The sequence below is a fragment of the Nonomuraea sp. NPDC049725 genome (assembly GCF_040674795.1).
Lineage (GTDB): Bacteria > Actinomycetota > Actinomycetes > Streptosporangiales > Streptosporangiaceae > Nonomuraea > Nonomuraea ceibae.
In genome coordinates this window covers 35,543-50,005 of the sequence record NZ_JBFANJ010000031.1, presented here as the reverse complement: position 1 = coordinate 50,005, position 14,463 = coordinate 35,543, and the positions used below count along the sequence as shown (strand labels likewise).

The 14,463-nt window shown below is 72.8% G+C and carries 12 protein-coding genes; 6 read left to right on the top strand and 6 right to left on the bottom strand.

What is annotated here, in order from left to right:
• Positions 1 to 222: 222 nt before the first annotated feature.
• Entirely contained in the window at positions 223 to 399 is a 177-nt protein-coding gene (locus AB0J53_RS43965; RefSeq protein ID WP_246646013.1) for a hypothetical protein, read from the bottom strand.
• A 232-nt stretch (positions 400 to 631) separates the two neighbouring features.
• Positions 632 to 1,960, bottom strand: a complete 1,329-nt coding sequence (gene gabT, locus AB0J53_RS43960) for a 4-aminobutyrate--2-oxoglutarate transaminase (RefSeq protein WP_357593566.1) — start codon at positions 1,958 to 1,960, stop codon at positions 632 to 634.
• A gap of 91 nt (positions 1,961 to 2,051) precedes the next feature.
• On the opposite strand from gabT, the gene AB0J53_RS43955 reads away from it, so the two are divergent.
• Complete coding sequence (locus AB0J53_RS43955) at positions 2,052 to 3,506, top strand: PucR family transcriptional regulator (RefSeq protein WP_364183985.1); 1,455 nt, start codon at positions 2,052 to 2,054, stop codon at positions 3,504 to 3,506.
• On the opposite strand, the gene AB0J53_RS43950 is transcribed toward AB0J53_RS43955, so the two are convergent.
• Positions 3,503 to 4,129, bottom strand: coding sequence for a TetR/AcrR family transcriptional regulator (locus AB0J53_RS43950; RefSeq protein WP_219509874.1), 627 nt, complete (start codon positions 4,127 to 4,129; stop codon positions 3,503 to 3,505). The genes AB0J53_RS43955 and AB0J53_RS43950 overlap by 4 nt on opposite strands.
• Positions 4,130 to 4,360: 231 nt before the next feature.
• On the opposite strand from AB0J53_RS43950, the gene AB0J53_RS43945 reads away from it, so the two are divergent.
• Positions 4,361 to 5,788 carry an aldehyde dehydrogenase family protein gene (locus AB0J53_RS43945; protein WP_364183981.1) on the top strand — a complete coding sequence of 476 codons (1,428 nt, stop codon included), beginning with the start codon at positions 4,361 to 4,363 and terminating at the stop codon, positions 5,786 to 5,788.
• A gap of 30 nt (positions 5,789 to 5,818) precedes the next feature.
• The gene (locus tag AB0J53_RS43940) at positions 5,819 to 8,407 is read left to right on the top strand and encodes a hypothetical protein (RefSeq protein WP_364183979.1); all 2,589 of its coding nucleotides are present in this window, start codon (positions 5,819 to 5,821) and stop codon (positions 8,405 to 8,407) included.
• Here the strand turns inward: AB0J53_RS43940 and AB0J53_RS43935 are convergent.
• Positions 8,388 to 9,563 carry a hypothetical protein gene (locus AB0J53_RS43935; protein ID WP_364183976.1) on the bottom strand — a complete coding sequence of 392 codons (1,176 nt, stop codon included), beginning with the start codon at positions 9,561 to 9,563 and terminating at the stop codon, positions 8,388 to 8,390. The two genes, AB0J53_RS43940 and AB0J53_RS43935, sit on opposite strands and share 20 nt — an antisense overlap.
• Positions 9,564 to 9,619: 56 nt before the next feature.
• Complete coding sequence (locus AB0J53_RS43930; protein WP_219509870.1) at positions 9,620 to 10,591, bottom strand: peptidase; 972 nt, start codon at positions 10,589 to 10,591, stop codon at positions 9,620 to 9,622.
• 188 nt (positions 10,592 to 10,779) lie between these two features.
• Between AB0J53_RS43930 and dxr the strand changes: the two genes are divergently transcribed.
• The 3 genes from dxr to AB0J53_RS43915 are packed head-to-tail and all read left to right on the top strand — an operon-like array spanning position 10,780 to position 13,615.
• Positions 10,780 to 11,970, top strand: coding sequence for a 1-deoxy-D-xylulose-5-phosphate reductoisomerase (gene dxr, locus AB0J53_RS43925; protein ID WP_364183973.1), 1,191 nt, complete (start codon positions 10,780 to 10,782; stop codon positions 11,968 to 11,970).
• 41 nt (positions 11,971 to 12,011) lie between these two features.
• Positions 12,012 to 13,181 (top strand): flavodoxin-dependent (E)-4-hydroxy-3-methylbut-2-enyl-diphosphate synthase, encoded by a 1,170-nt coding sequence (gene ispG / locus AB0J53_RS43920; RefSeq protein ID WP_219509868.1) that lies wholly within the window; start codon positions 12,012 to 12,014, stop codon positions 13,179 to 13,181.
• Positions 13,181 to 13,615, top strand: coding sequence for a cytidine deaminase (locus AB0J53_RS43915; protein ID WP_364183969.1), 435 nt, complete (start codon positions 13,181 to 13,183; stop codon positions 13,613 to 13,615). The genes ispG and AB0J53_RS43915 overlap by 1 nt, the downstream gene beginning before the upstream one ends.
• Here the strand turns inward: AB0J53_RS43915 and AB0J53_RS43910 are convergent.
• Positions 13,610 to 14,443: a MarR family transcriptional regulator gene (locus tag AB0J53_RS43910; protein ID WP_364183966.1), complete on the bottom strand. Its 834-nt coding sequence runs from the start codon at positions 14,441 to 14,443 to the stop codon at positions 13,610 to 13,612. The genes AB0J53_RS43915 and AB0J53_RS43910 overlap by 6 nt on opposite strands.
• Between the last annotated feature and the right edge of the window lie 20 nt (positions 14,444 to 14,463).

Below are 14,463 nucleotides of genomic sequence, written 5' to 3'. Positions count from 1 at the left end.
CCGGTGACCTCGCCCGCGGCGGGCGCGCTCTATCCCCCCGCTGAGCGCGCCTGCTGAGACGCCCCCGGGCGGTCCCCCGCCCTGGGGCGTCTCGTCTCCCCAGAGGCGGCCCCGGCGCGTACGGGGGCTGTGTGCGTGGTCGGTGTTGGCGTGGCCAGTACGGCTTGGTCAGTGGCGTGGCCAGTACGGCCTGGTCAGTGCGGCTTGGTCAGTGCGGCTTGGTCAGCGTGACGGGAAGGCCACGACGGTGGCCAGCGGCGACGGGATGAGGGCTTCGGCGCAGTCGGTGCAGGCCAGGGCCGTCATGTCGTCGGGGAAGCGGCCCACCCGCACGCGCGGACGCGGCCACCGCTTGTGGCAGACGACGCAGGCGTCGCCCTGGCGCTGCGCCCAGCTCATGCCCTCAGGGTCGAACGTCAACATCTCCCCAGCCGTTCTGGTCGGACCCCAGTTCATCACGCTCCCCGCGGCGCTCGCCCGGCTTCATGTCGGATCCGTTATAACCCCGGCCGCGTCCGTGCTCCGCTAGCTTCGCGTCAAGGCCAGGTGATTTCTCTACCCGGACGACAGGTCTTACACCAACAAAATCGGGCATCCAGCAACAAGCTGGATGCCCGATTTGCGGGTTTATCTACAGGCTGGCGAAAGCCTTCTCCAGGATGCCGAGCCCCTCCTCAAGCAGGTGCTCGGGCATCACCAGCGGCGGCAGGAAGCGCAGCACGTTGCCGTACGTGCCCGCGGTCAGCACCAGCAGCCCCTCCGCGTGGCAGCGCCGGACGACCTCCTGGACGGCGGCCGGGTTCGGGTCCTTGGTGCCCGGCACGACGAGCTCGACGGCGATCATCGCGCCGCGTCCCCGGACGTCGCCGATCACGTCGAACCGCTCGCTCATGGCCAGCAGCCGCGGGATCATCACGTCCCCGATGCGGCGGGCGCGGCCGACCAGGTCCTCCTCCTCGATGGTCTCCAGCACGCCCAGCGCCGCCTCGCAGGCCAGCGGGTTGCCGCCGTAGGTGCCGCCGAGGCCGCCCGCGTGCACGGTGTCCATGAGCTCGGCCCGGCCCGTCACCGCGGCGAGCGGCAGGCCGCCCGCGATGCCCTTGGCGGTGCAGATGATGTCGGGCACCACGCCCTCGTCCTCGCAGGCGAACAGGTCGCCGGTGCGCGCGAAGCCGGTCTGCACCTCGTCGGCCACGAACACGATCCCGTTGGCGCGGCAGAACTCGGCGATCCTCGGCAGGAAGCCCTTGGCGGGCTCGATGAAGCCGCCCTCGCCGGCGATCGGCTCGATCACCACGGCGGCCACGTTCTCGGCGCCGATCTGCTTGCCGATCATGTCGATGGCCTGGGCGGCGGCCTCCTCGGCGCAGTTCTCGGGGCCCGTCGGCCAGCGGAACGGGTAGGCCAGCGGCACCCGGTAGACCTCGGGCGCGAACGGGCCGAAGCCCTGCTTGTACGGCATGTTCTTGGCCGTCAGCGTCATCGTGAGCAGGGTGCGGCCGTGGTAGCCGTGGTCGAACACGACGACCGCCTGGCGGCCGGTGGCGAGCCTGGCGACCTTGACCGCGTTCTCCACGGCCTCGGCGCCGCTGTTGACCAGGAACGTGCGCTTCTCGTGGTCGCCCGGCGTGAGCTCGTTCAGCTTCTCGCACACGCGCACGTACGACTCGTACGGGGTGACCATGAAACAGGTGTGGGTGAAGTCGGCGGCCTGCTTCTGGACGCGCTCGACCACCTTGGGGGCGGCGTTGCCGACGTTGGTGACGGCGATGCCGGAGCCGAAGTCGATCAGCGAGTTCCCGTCGGCGTCCTCCAGCACGCCGCCGCCGGCGCGGGTCACGAAGACCGGCAGCGTGGTGCCGATGCCCGGGGGGACGGCGGCCTGCTTGCGGGCCAGCAGCTCCTGCGACTTGGGGCCGGGGATGGCGGTGACGAGGCGACGCTCCTGGGGAATGCTCATGGCTCTGACGGTACGGTGGCCGCCCGCCTGCTCCGATAGGGCGATATGGCACACTGTGGGTGCTCACCTTTGCCGGAATGGACAACTCGCGATGGCGCCTTCGCTGCGGACCGTGGTGCGGCGGATGGGGCTGCGGTCGCTGGCCGGCCCGCTGGACTCGGCCGTGCGCTGGGTGGCGGTCAGCGAGCTGGAGGATCCGACGCCGTTCCTGGAGGGTGACGAGCTGCTGCTCACCACCGGGATGCGCCTGGAAGGTGACTTTTCCGGCTATGTTGCCCGGTTGGTGGCGCGGGGCGTGGCCGGGCTCGGCTTCGGGGTCGGGCTCTCCCACGACGAGGTGCCGCCCGCGCTCGTGGCCGCCGCAGAGGAGGCCGGGCTGCCGCTGCTGGAGGTGCCCCGGGAGACGCCGTTCATCGCCATCGGCAAGACGGTCGGCGAGCTGCTGGCCGCCGAGCAGTACGAGGAGATCACCCGGGCGTTCGCCGCGCAGGGGCGGCTGACGCGGGCGGCGCTGCGGCCCGAGGGGCTGCACGCGGTCGTCGACCGGCTGGCCGCCGAGGTCGGCGGCTGGGCGGTGCTGCTGGACGAGACCGGGCAGGTGCGCCACGCCACGCGCGGGGCGCGGGCCGAGGCGGTGACGGGGGAGCTCGGCCGGTTGCGCGGCACGCGGATGCCCGCCAGCCTGTCGCTGTCGGGGCCCGAGGGCCACGTCGTGCTCCAGCCGCTCGGCGGCGGGGCGCGGCCGCGCGGCTACTTCGCCGTGGGGGCGCGGGAGGCGTTCACGCCGGTCGCCCACACCGTGATCAACGCGGCCGGGTCGCTGCTCACGCTCGCCCTGGAGCAGGGCGGCGCGCAGCGGGAGGCCGCCCGGCGGGTCCGGCAGGCGGTGCTGGAGCTGCTGCTGGCGGGGGAGGACGAGCGGGCGCGGGCGGTGCTGGACGCGCTCGGCGGCCGGCTGCCCGGCGAGCCGTTCGCCGTGCTGGCCGTCCCGGCGGAGGCCCTGGAGAGCGTCGAGGCCACGGTGTTCGCCACCCGCCTGCCCCAGGCGGCGGGCGGCGGCGCGCCGGCGGAAGGGGCGGCCGGTGGCGCCGGCGTCGTGCTGGTGGAGGAAGGGGCTGCCGACGAGGTCGCCGGGGCGGTCGAGGGGGCCGTGGGGGTGAGCACCGCCTGCCGCTACGGTGAGCTGCGGGCCGGGATCGACCAGGCCGTGCGGGCCCGCGCGGCGAGCCGGGGCGGCGTGGTGCGCTTCGCCGAGCTGGCCGGGCAGGGGCTCGTCGGGCTGCTGGACCCGGCTGTGGCGCAGGCGTTCGCGACCGCGCTGCTGGGGCCGCTCACCGCCTATGGGGCGCGGCCCGACCTCGTCGCCTCGCTGCGCGCGTACCTGGAGTGCAACGGGCACTGGGACGCGGCGGCGCAGCGGCTGGGCGTGCACCGGCACACGCTGCGCTACCGGATGCGGCGGGTCGCCGAGCTGCTGGGACGCGATCTCGACGACCCCGCGGTGCGGGCCGAGCTGTGGTTCGCCCTGGAGGCGGCCAGGCGCTAGGCGCGCTCCACCAGGTAGCAGCAGATCGTGGCCGTGGTCACCGCCTCGAAGGTGCGGCCGTCACGCAGGTGGCCCGCGCGTTCGAGGCTGATCGCGCCCTGGGCGGCGGCCCAGAGGGCGTCGGCGATCTTGCGGGGCTGGGTGGGGACGAGCCGCCCCGCCGAGATGCAGTCGGCGATCACCCGGTCGAAGATGTTGAGCGCCGCCCGGGCGAGGGTGCGGGCGCGCTCGCTGGGTTCGAAACCGGGGATCGCCCGCTCGAACATGAGGCTGTAGTAGCCGGGCTCCGACAGGCATGCCTGCCGGTAGGCCGGGGCGAGCGCCGTCAGGTGCTCGAAGGGGTCGCGGCGCTGCGGCACCGCGTCGAGGATGCGCCGGAAGCGCTCGAACCCCTCCAGGTAGAGGGCTTCGGCCAGCCCCTCCCTGTTGCCGAACATCGTGTAGATGACGGTGGTGGTGCAGCCGGCCTCGGTGGCGATCCGGCGCATCGTGAGGCTGTCGGCTCCGTCGGTGACCAGCAGGTTCACCGCGACGTCCAGCAGTCTGGAACGAAGCTCGTCCTGGCCGGCCCGTTCGCCCAGCAGGTAGGCGCCCTGGAGCCCAAGCGGCGCCGAGGAGGTCATGGGCCCACGCCTTTCTGCTCGGGGGCCCGCCGCGCTGAGGGACCCGCATCGATGACTTAGCCAGGGCAGAGACCGTTCAAACCGCTCCGCATCGTAAACATCCTGAATTAGGCCTACTTCTGTTACACAGTGGGTATACAAGAGGGCTTGTACGTAACGGTGGGGCCAGGCGGGAGTCTTGTGCAGCCTGGTGTAAATCCCCCTCTGTCCGCTTCGCATAACGTCGTGGGTATGGACGTGCGTACCTTCTGGCTCGCCGGACGCCCCGCCACCGGGGACGCCGAGCTGAGCGTGACCAATCCGCTCGACGGGCGCGAGGTCGGCCGATACTCGGTGCCGACCGGCGAGCAGGTCGAGGAGGCGATCGCGGCCGCGCGGGCGGTGGCCGGCGAGGCCGCCGCGCTGCCGGTGCACGTGCGCGCCGAAGCGCTCGCGCACGTGTCGCGGCGGCTGGCCGAGCGGGCCGACGAGCTCGCCCACCTGATCACCGCCGAGAACGGCAAGCCGATCTTCTGGGCGCGCGGCGAGGTCGGCCGCGCGATCTCCACGTTCCGGTTCGCCGCCGAGGAGACCCGGCGCTGGTCCGGCGACGTGCAGCGGCTCGACACCGAGCCCGCCGCCGCCGGGCGGCTGGCCTACGTCTCGCGCGTGCCCAAGGGGCCGGTGCTGGCGATCACGCCGTTCAACTTCCCGCTCAACCTGGTCGCGCACAAGGTCGCGCCCGCCATCGCGGTCGGCGCGCCGGTCATCGTCAAGCCCGCGCCCGCCACGCCGCTGTCGTCGCTGGTGCTCGGCGAGATCCTGGCCGAGACCGACCTGCCCGCCGGCATGTTCTCGGTGCTGCCCATCGAGAACGAGCGCGCCGCCGCGCTCGTCGCCGACCCCAGGCTGCCCGTGGTGTCGTTCACCGGTTCGGCCCCCGTCGGCTACGCCATCGCCGACCAGGTGCCGCGCAAGCACGTGACGCTGGAGCTGGGCGGCAACGCGGCGGCCGTGGTGCTGGCCGACGCCGACCTCGACTGGGCGGCCAAGCGGGTGGCGCTGTTCTCCAACTACCAGGCCGGGCAGAGCTGCATCGCCGTGCAGCGGGTGATCGTCGAGGAGCCGGTGTACGACGCGTTCGTCGAGCGCCTGCTCCCCGCCGTCGCCGGGCTCGTCACCGGTGACCCGGCCGACGAGAAGACGCAGGTCGGCCCGCTCGTCTCCGAGGCCGCCGCCGAACGGGTCGAGCAGTGGGTGCGCGAGGCCGTCGACGCCGGCGCCCGCGTGCTGGCCGGCGGCACCCGGGAGGGCGCCACGATCGCCCCGACCGTGCTCGCCGACGTCCCGGCCGACGCCAAGGTCTCCCGCGAGGAGGTCTTCGGCCCCGTCATGGTGCTGCAGAGGGCCGCCTCGATCGACGAGGCGTACGCGATGGTCAACGACTCGGCCTACGGGCTGCAGGCCGGGGTGTTCACCCGGTCGCTGGACGCCGCCTTCCGGGCCAACCGGGAGCTGGAGGTCGGCGGCGTGATCATCGGTGACGTGCCGTCGTACCGGGCCGACCAGATGCCGTACGGCGGGGTCAAGGACTCCGGGATCGGCCGTGAGGGCCTGCGATCGGCGATGGAAGATCTTACTTACGAGAAAGTGATGGTATTGACGGGTATCACCCTTTGACCAACGGCCCATCCAAGGCGGCGATGCTGCATGGGGGACAAATACCGGTACATCGATGCTGTCCGATTACTCGGCGGCGCTGATCCGGCGCTCGAAGCGCTGGTCAGCACCGGAACCGTCGCGCTCCTGCCCGTCGCGGGGGTGATGGAGGCCCGTGGGGCCCTGGTCAAACTCGGGGCCGAGCTGCTGGGACGCTGGCGCGAATGGCGTCCCGGCAGCACCTGGCGCTCCCGTACCGACAGGTTCGAGGCCGCGCACGCCGTGCTCGTCGTCACCGCCTACGTCGAGGCCGTCGACACGCTCGACCTGCCGTTCGCGCCCGGCGAGCTGCACGCGGGCGAGGGCGGCGGGCGGCACTACTGGGAGCTGGCCGCGCCGCTGTGCCCCTCGCCGCACACCTCCTTCGACGAGACCGTGGCGGCCGTGCGCGCCTACTACCTCGGGCTCGGCCAGCAGTTGCTCGCCCACGTCAGGGAGCTGGGCCTGTGGGAGCGGCTCGGCGACCACGACCGGCAGTGGACCGCCGCCGCCTACGGGGACGAGCTGGCCGAGATGGCCGTGCTCCGCTACACCGACCGCTTCCGCACGCTGGCGAGGGACGTGCCGGAGTTCGCGTTCTGGGCGGGCATCGCCGACCACCAGCCGAGCCTGCCCGGCATGGCCGAGCTGGAGCGGCTCATCTCGCTCGTCGCCACCGGCGAGCCGCTGCCCGAGCGGGCCGCCGCGCTCGACCGGCTGCACCAGGCGGCGCTCGTCCGGCCCATCGCCGAGACCGGCGCCCTGCCGATCGGCCTGCGGCTGCCGACGCTCGCGCAGGCGTACGTGACCCCGCAGTTCAGGGCGGCGCGGATCGCGCCCGGCGACGACCCGAGCGGCGACGCCTGGTGGGAGGGGCACCCGATCCGCTCCGACCTGCCCGTGTTCCTGGCCGGGTTCCTGACCTCGTCGGCGGCGGCCGAGGCGCCCCTCCTCGTGCTCGGCCAACCCGGCTCCGGCAAGTCGGTGCTGAGCAAGGTGCTCGCCGCTCGCCTGCGCGACGCGCCGTTCCTGCCGATACGGGTGCCGCTGCGTGAAGTGTCGGCCGGAGCGGGCATCCAGGAGCAGATCGAGGAGGCCGTCCACCACCTGAGCGGCGAACGCCAGGACTGGCCGGCCATCGGCAGGTCGGCCGGTGGCGCGCTGCCCGTGATCATCCTGGACGGGTTCGACGAGCTGCTCCAGGCCACCGGCGTGCGCCAGTCGGACTACCTGATGAAGGTCGCCAGGTTCCAGCACGAGGAGGCCGACGCCGGGCGGGCCGTCGCCGTCGTCGTCACCTCGCGCACCGCCGTCGCCAACCGTGCCGGGCTGCCCGAGGGCACCGTGGTCACCCGGCTGGAGCCGTTCGGCCCCGACGCCACCCGGCGTTGGCTCGAGGTGTGGAACGCCGTCAACGCCGACTACTTCCCGGCCGCCGGGCTGGAGCCGTTCACCCTGGACGTGGCCATGACCCAGCGGCACCTGGCGGGCTCACCGCTGCTGCTGCTCATGCTGGCCTTCTACGACGCCGACGGCAACGCGCTGCGCCGCGAACCGGGCACCCTCGGGCAGGCCGAGCTGTACGAGCGGCTGATGACCCGCTACGCCGAACGGGCGCTGGAGAAGCTTCACCCGCGCGAGCAGGTGGCCAGGCAGGTGGAGCTGGAGCTGCTGCGGCTGTCGTTCGTCGCCTCCTCCATGTTCAACCGGGGACGGCAGTGGGCCACCGTTGAGGAGGTCGACGCCGACCTGGAGGTGCTGCTGCCCGAACGGCGGCGCGAGCCCGCGCCGGTCCGGCGGCACGGCGGCGGGCACGAGGCCGTGGCCAGGTCCTTCTTCGTGCACCGCGCCCAGGTCGTGCGCGACGGCGAGGTGCTGCACACCTTCGAGTTCCTGCACGCGACGTTCGGCGAGTTCCTCATCGCCAGGCTCGTCGCCTCGCTGCTGCGCGAGCTGGTCGCCCAGGAGTCGAGCCTGGTGCTCACCGGCGTGCACGACGGGCTGCTGCGCACCGTGCTGTCCTGGGCGACGCTGGCCTCACGGCTGCCCGTGGTCTCGTTCCTCCAGGAGCTGGCCGACGACCCCGACCGGTGGCGGGCGGTGGTGCTGCGGCTGTTCCGGGAGCTGGACGCGCGCGAGGACTCCGCCATCGCCGCCTACCGGCCGTGGATCGCCGGGCCGCAGCGCCGATACGCCTACTACTCGGCCAACCTCATGGTGCTCGCCCTCGTGTGCGCCCCCGAGCTGCGGGCCAGCGAGTTCATGCCCGGACACGAGGACGTGGTGACCGAGTGGCGCAGCTACGCCCTGCTGTGGCGCTCGCAGTGCGCGCTCGCCGAATGGCAGAGCCTGGTGGACCTGGTCGCCGTGCGCCCGGTCTGGTCGCAGGACGACCTGCGGGAGCTGCACCTGAAGCTGTCGCTGCCCGACCTGTGGGAGCCCGCGCCGTACAGCTGGTCGTGGGCCGGGATGGACAAGCTCCTGACGATCGCGCAGCTCCGCCGCCAGATCATGTTCTCGGCCCTGCCCGACGAGGGCGCGCTGCTCGCCCTCTACGTCGACGACCTGCGCCGCCCGGAGGTCAGGCGCGCTCCGCCGTGAGGAACAGCTTCCTGGCCGCCTCGCCCAGGAACGGGCCGTACATGGTGCGCTGGTCGTTGCTGTACTTGAAGCTGCTCAGGGACGTGATCGTGCCCTTGCCGGTGGCGCTGTCGAACCCGGACATCCACGGCCCGCCGCTGGAGCCCGCCGTCATGTCGCAGCCCAGCCCCTGGTCGTGGGTGTCGCCGTAGGGGTCGTCACGCAGCTTGCCGGCGCAGTAGACCAGGTGGCTGCCGTCGTAGGGCGGGTCGGCCGGGTAGCCGAAGCCGAACGCGTGGCCGCCGCGCTTGGCGTTGAAGGCGATCTCCTGGGTGCCCACGACGTCGGCGACGTGCTTGCCGCCGGACGTGGCCAGCGCCACCATGCCCACGTCGTAGCTGTCGTCGGCGCTGCGCGACCACGGGCCCGCCACGAACATGCGGCGGGCCGTCCACTGCCCGTACGGCTTGCGGCCCGAGGTGCCGTAGGCGGGGACGAACGTCCAGTTCTGCGCCCAGGCGCCGGTGCCGTCCTTGACGCAGTGGCCGGCGGTGAGGACGACGTCGCGGTTGGCGCTGCGCACGGTGCTGGCCGAGCAGACGAAGTCGACGCCCGACATGGTGAGGAAGACCCGGCCGGTGGTCCTGGCCACCGCGCCGCCGACGGCCCACCGGGAGCCGGAGGTGGTGGCCAGCGGGCGGGACGACTGGTGCTGCGGGCGCGGCTTGACGGGGGCCAGCTCGATCGAGCGGTTGGCCAGCTGCGGGGCGGCGCCGAGGCCCGTGCCCCCGGTCAGGCCGTTGAGCGTGCCGGTGAGATTGCTGGAGCTGGTGAGGTCGGTGAGGCCCTTCTTCAGCTCCGTCACGTCCGTGAGGCCCTTGGCTCCGCCGGACTCCTTGGCGTCGGTGAGGCCGCCCAGCAGGCCGCCCTGGGTGACCAGGCCGAGCAGGCTGATCGGCAGCGCCTTGGACATGCGCTGCGGGGTCCAGTAGTCGAGCACCCGGCGCTGGTCGGCCGGGCCGCGGGCGGCGACGTGCTCGACGATGTCGCCGTGCGCCGCGGCGGGGACGGCGACCTGGCGGCCGGGGTGCTGCTCGGGGGCGGCGCCGATCAGCGCGGGCCCCAGGAGTCCGGCGACCAGGGGCGCGGCCGCCAGCACGGGGGTGGTCAGCGTCATGCCCCCCGAGTGTGCACCACGAGATGTGTTCTTGTGACTACTTTCGGTAAATTACCTCAGGTCGTGGCGGTGTTCTGGGCGGCCTCGTAGACCGATTGGGCTTCCGTCCCGAAATAGGGGCCGAACATCCAATTCGGGGCGAAGCTGTATTTGAAGCTGTTGACCGAGTTCTGCGTGCCGAGACCGGTCGCCTCGTTGAAATTCAGCATCCACGGACCGCCGCTCGCACCGCCGGTCATGTCGCACGTCAGGCCGAGGTCCTGGCTCAGCAGGAAGTCGTCGAAGGCCCGGCCGCTGCAGTAGACGAGCGCGGACCCGTCGTACGGCGCCGCCGCCGGGTAGCCGAACGCGTACATCTGCCGGCGCCTGGGCTGGTTGAACGCGACGCCCTGGCCGCCCACCACGTCGGTCAGCGAGCGCCCCTCCAGGGGCGCGACCACGGCGGCGGCGACGTCGAAGTTGATGTCCTCGGTGGCGTTCCACTCCTGGGTGGTCAGCAGCCGGGTGGCCGGCCAGGTGCCGAACGGCCGCTGCCCGGCGTCGTAGCCGGGGACGAAGACCCAGTTCGTGTGGAAGGCGCCGCCCATCTTCACGCAGTGCCCGGCGGTCAGCACGACGCTCTTGTTGGCGCTGGTCACGGCGCTGCCCGAGCAGGAGGCGTTGCGCCCCTGCGTGGTGAAGAACACGCGGCCGGCGGCCTTGGCGACCACGCCGCCGCCGGTCCACGGGCGGCCGCCGCTGTTGGGCGCCTGCCGCAGCTGCACGCCGGAGGCGCCGGTGGGCGGGGCGGTCCACGGGGCGCCCTCGGTCGGCTTGCCGGCGGTGGCGGCTGCCTTGGCGTGCGGCGCTGCCACGTCGAGCGGCCGGGCCGCGGCCATCCTGGCCGGTGTCCAGTAGTCGAGGACGGCCTGCCGCTCGCGGTCGGAGTCGGCCGCCGCCCGTTGCGCGGGCCTGGGCTCCGCGTGCGCGGGCGCGGCCGGGAGCAGGGCGAGGGTCAAAGCGGCGAGCAGGGTGACTCCGCGGTGCATTTTTCTACCTCCCGGGAACCGGATCTCGGGTTGGAAGGTAACTGCGCAATATCGCGATTTCTCGGCTTATGCGGATTCGGATATGGGGATATTCCGGCATTTGCGTACTGGGGGCTCTGGGGTCACTCCGGTTGACCACCTGGGCCTCCCGGTGCCCGCGCGGGCCGGGCGGAGGGGACAATGGAGCCGTGCATGAACAGTCCCTCCGCTCCGTGGTCGTGCTCGGCTCCACCGGCTCCGTCGGCACGCAGGCCCTCGACGTCATCGCCGCCTGCCCCGGCCGCTTCCGGGTCGCGGCGCTCGCCGCCGGAGGAGGCAAGGTCGACCTCCTCGCCCGGCAGGCCGCCGAGACCGGGGCGGAGGCCGTCGCCGTGGCCGACCCCGCCGCCGTGCCCGCCCTGAAGGAGGCGCTGGCCGCGCTCGGCGCCGCCCCCGAGGTGCTCGCCGGCCCCGAAGGCGTCGCGGAGCTCGCCGCCCGGCCGTGCGACACCGTGCTCAACGGCATCAACGGCGCGCTCGGCCTCACCTCCACGCTCGTCGCGCTGGAGGCCGGGCGCACGCTCGCGCTGGCCAACAAGGAGTCGCTGATCATCGGCGGCCCGCTGGTCAAGCGGCTGGCCAAGCCCGGCCAGATCCTGCCCGTCGACTCCGAGCACTCCGCCCTGCAGCAGTGCCTGTGGGCCTCCGGGCCGCACGGCTACGACCCCGACGCGGTCAGGCGGCTGGTCGTCACCGCGAGCGGCGGGCCGTTCCGCGGCCGGACCCGCGCGGAGATGACCGACGTCACGCCCGAGATGGCGCTGGCCCACCCCACCTGGTCCATGGGCCCGATGATCACCATCAACTCGGCGACCCTGGTCAACAAGGGCCTGGAGGTGATCGAGGCCCACCTGCTGTTCGACATCGGCTTCGACCGCATCGAGGTCGTCGTCCACCCGCAGTCGATCATCCACTCCATGGTGGAGTACGTCGACGGCTCGACCATCGCCCAGGCCAGCCCGCCCGACATGCGGCTGCCGATCGCGCTCGCGCTCGGCCACCCCGAGCGCGTCACCGGCGCCGCCCGGCCCGTCGACTGGACCAGGGCCCACACCTGGACCTTCGAGCCCCTCGACGACGCCGCCTTCCCCGCCGTGGCGCTGGCCAGGCACGTCGGCGCCGAGGGCGGCACCGCTCCCGCCGTCTACAACGCGGCCAACGAGGCGTGCCTGGAGGCGTTCATCGGCGGCCGGCTGCCGTTCCTGGCGATCGTCGACACCGTCGCCCGCGTCGTGGACGAGCACGAGGTCACCCCGGCCGGCTCGGTCGAGGAGGTGCTCGCCGCCGACGCCTGGGCCCGCGCCCGTGCGGCGGAGCTCGCGGCCGGGCAGTCCCGCTAGCTACCTAAACTGGACAACGTCGTCGACACTCAAGGGTTGAAATGTCTTCTGTAGCACTCGGCATCCCGACGCTCCGCCCCAAGCCGCTCGCCGAACGCCGCCACTCCCGGCAGATCATGGTCGGCAGCGTGCCCGTCGGCGGCGACGCGCCCGTCTCCGTGCAGTCGATGACCACCACGGTGACCGCCGACGTCAACGCGACCCTGCAGCAGATCGCCGAGCTCACCGCCTCCGGCTGCCAGATCGTCCGCGTCGCCGTGCCGTCCCAGGACGACGCCGACGCGCTGCCGATCATCGCCAGGAAGTCGCAGATCCCGGTCATCGCCGACATCCACTTCCAGCCCAAGTACGTCTTCGCCGCCATCGAGGCGGGCTGCGCGGCCGTGCGGGTCAACCCGGGCAACATCAAGAAGTTCGACGACAAGGTCGGCGAGATCGCCAAGGCCGCGGCCGACCACGGCGTCCCGATCCGCATCGGCGTCAACGCCGGCTCCCTCGACCCCCGGCTGCTGCAGAAGTACGGCAAGGCCACGCCCGAGGCGCTGGTGGAGTCGGCGCTGTGGGAGTGCTCGCTGTTCGAGGAGCACGGCTTCCGCGACATCAAGATCTCGGTCAAGCACAACGACCCCGTCGTCATGATCAACGCCTACCGGCTGCTGGCCGCCAAGTGCGACTACCCGCTGCACCTGGGCGTCACCGAGGCCGGGCCGGCCTTCCAGGGCACGATCAAGTCCGCCGTCGCGTTCGGCGCGCTGCTGGCCGAGGGCATCGGCGACACCATCCGCGTCTCCCTGTCGGCGCCGCCGGTCGAGGAGGTCAAGGTCGGCAACCAGATCCTGGAGTCGCTCGGCCTGCGCGAGCGCGGCCTGGAGATCGTCTCCTGCCCGTCGTGCGGGCGCGCCCAGGTCGACGTCTACACGCTGGCCGAGCAGGTCCAGGCCGGGCTGGAGGGCCTGAAGGTGCCGCTGCGGGTCGCGGTCATGGGCTGCGTCGTCAACGGCCCCGGCGAGGCCCGCGAGGCCGACCTGGGCGTCGCCTCCGGCAACGGCAAGGGCCAGATCTTCGTCAAGGGCGAGGTCATCAAGACCGTGCCGGAGTCGCAGATCGTCGAGACCCTGATCGAGGAGGCGCTGCGCCTGGCCGAGGAGATGGGCGTCGAGGTCGACCTGGACGACGACGAGAGCTCGGGCGTGCAGGTGACGGTCGGCTGATGCGGCTCGACCAGCAGCTCGTCGACGCGGCCATCGCCCAGCTCGAACGCCGGTGGCCGGCCGGCGAGGAGGGTGGCGCCGCCGCCGTCTACCTCGACGACGGCCGCATCCTCACCAGCGTCGGGCTCGACAACCTCAACGGCGGCGTGTCGCTGTGCCACGAGACCGGCGCGCTGTGCCAGGCCTACACGCTCGACGCGAAGGTCACCGCCTCCGTCTGCGTCTTCCGGGAGGGCGACGCGCTGCTCGTGCTGCCGCCCTGCGGCCTCTGCCAGGAGCGGCTGGCGCTGTGGGGGCCCGGCGTCGAGGTCGGCGTGCCCGACGGGGCCGGCGGCTGGCGCGCGCTCACGCTGCGCGAGGTCAACCCCCACTACTGGGGGCCGCAGTTCACCCCCGACGGCTCCTGGCCCACCAAGGAGATGCACTCCTCATGACGTGAGGAGCTTGCCGAGCAGCGCTCGCAGCTCCTCCGTCGCCTCCGTGCCGAGCAGGGCGCGGACGTCCTCGCGCAGCCGCGCCGCCGCGTCGCGCACCACGACCAGCCGTTCGCGGCCCAAGGGCGTCAGCTCCAGCGCGTAGCGGCGGCGGTCGTGCGGGTCCTGGCCCCGGGCCACCAGGCCGAGCCGCACCAGCTCGTCGACGATCTGGGCGGCCGTCGGCTCGGAGACGTGCATGCGCTCGGCTAGCGCCTGCTGCGGGCAGGGGCCGAGCTCCTCGATCGCGGCGAGCGAGCCGAAGTGCCGGGTGCGCAGGCCCACGTCGGCCAGCAGCGCGTCGCCCATGCGCCGCAGCCGGTAGTGCGCCTGCGCCACCAGGTAGGCGGTCGTCCGCAGCGGCTCCGACTCCGGGAGCAGCAGGCTCAGGAGCTCGTCGAGCCGCCGCCGCTCGGCCGGGGTCAGCGCGGCCGTGATGCGCGCGTCGTGCTCGGCGACCGCCTGCCGCATCGCGTCGCGGGCCGCCCGGCCCTCGGGGGTGATCGACAGCACGTACGAGCGCCGGTTGGCGGGGTTGCGCGTGCGGGTCACGTACCCGGAGTCCTGGAGCCTGTCGATCAGGCGGACCATGATCGTCCTGTTGATGCCGAGCCGTTCCGCGAGGTCGTGCTGGGAGCCGGCGTCCTGGTCGGCGAGCGTGTCGAGGACCACGTAGTCGCGCGAGGCCGGGTCGGCGTCCAGCGCCTCGGCGGTGAAGCGCGCATACACCCTGCGCAGCAGCGCCCCGACGGAGCCGCGCAGCGTCTCCGAGAGAGTCCCTTCCGTCACCGATCACACCTCCGGGCGGC